This is a genomic window from Microbacterium sp. K41, from assembly GCF_004794395.1.
GTDB lineage: Bacteria > Actinomycetota > Actinomycetes > Actinomycetales > Microbacteriaceae > Microbacterium > Microbacterium sufflavum.
Map to the genome: position 1 here is coordinate 1 of NZ_SSDO01000028.1, position 1,441 is coordinate 1,441.

1 protein-coding gene is annotated in these 1,441 nt (G+C 73.6%); it reads left to right on the forward strand.

Features of this window, described 5'->3' with window-relative positions:
* Positions 1–1,441: phosphoenolpyruvate carboxylase (locus DW309_RS00355; RefSeq protein WP_136044196.1), on the forward strand; the 1,441-nt coding region annotated here is incomplete at both ends.

Consider the following 1,441-nt stretch of genomic DNA (forward strand, 5'->3'; position numbering starts at 1 on the left):
CCGCACGAGCTGCTGGCCGACCTGCGCGCCGTGCAGTCCTCGCTCGCCGCGGCCGGCGCCCGTCGGCACGCGTTCGGCGGGGTGCAGCACCTGATCTGGCAGGTGGAGACCTACGGCTTCCACCTGACCGAGCTCGAGGTGCGCCAGCACTCCCAGGTGCACGCCACGGCCCTCGCCGAGCTCGACGCGGGCGGTCCGATCAGCGCCCAGACCGAGGAGGTGCTGGAGGTGTTCCGTGCGATCGCGGACATCCAGCGCGACCGCGGGCTGCGGGCGGCAGGGCGCTACGTCGTCTCGTTCACCCAGGCCGCGTCCGACCTCGCGAACGTGCACCGCCTCGCCCGGTACGCCCTCGGCGACGACGCCCCGGTGCTCGATGTCGTGCCGCTGTTCGAGACCTTCGCCGACCTGCAGGCCGCGCCGGCGATCCTCGCCGAGGTCGTCACGTTCCCCGAGTTCCGCGAGCGGATGGCCGCCACAGGCAACCGCCTCGAGGTGATGCTCGGCTACTCCGACTCGTCGAAGGACGTCGGCCCGGTCGCCGCGAACCTCGCGCTGTACGCGGCGCAGGCCACCATCGCCCGCTGGGCGCAGGAGTCGGGCATCGAGCTCACGCTGTTCCACGGTCGCGGCGGCGCCCTCGGGCGCGGCGGCGGCCCCGCCAACTCCGCCATCCTCGCCCAGCCGCCGCACTCCGTCGACGGCCGGTTCAAGCTCACCGAGCAGGGCGAGGTGATCTTCGCCCGCTACGGCGAGCCCGCGATCGCCATGCGGCACATCGACCAGGTCGCCGCCGCCACGCTGCTCGCCTCCTCCCCCACGGTGGAGGAGCGCACCAGCCGCGCGGCCGAGCGCTACGCCGAGGTGGCCGCCACGATGGACGCGGCCTCCCGCGAGCGCTTCTTCTCGCTCGTCAAGGCCGAGGGCTTCGCGCCGTGGTTCGCCACGGTGACCCCGATGGAGGAGATCGGGCTGCTGGCACTCGGCTCCCGCCCCGCCCGACGCGGACTGTCGGTCGAGTCGCTGGAAGACCTGCGGGCGATCCCGTGGGTGTTCGCGTGGACCCAGGCGCGCATCAACCTCGCCGGCTGGTTCGGTCTCGGCACCGCCCTGGAGGCCGTCGGCGACCAGGACCTGCTGCGTGAGGCGTACCGCGAGTGGCCGCTGCTGCACACCATGGTCGACAACGTCGCGATGAGCCTCGCCAAGACCGACGAGCGCATCGCCCGCCAGTACCTGGCCCTCGGCGACCGCGACGACCTGGCGGCGCTCGTGCTCGACGAGCTCGCGCTCACGCGCCAGTGGATCGTGCGGCTGACCGGCGGCGACGGCCTGCTCGAGAACAAGCCCGTGCTGCAGCGCGCCGTGCAGCTGCGCAGCCCCTACGTCGACGCGCTGTCGCTGCTGCAGCTGCGCGCGCTCCGGGCCCTGCGCTCGGCCG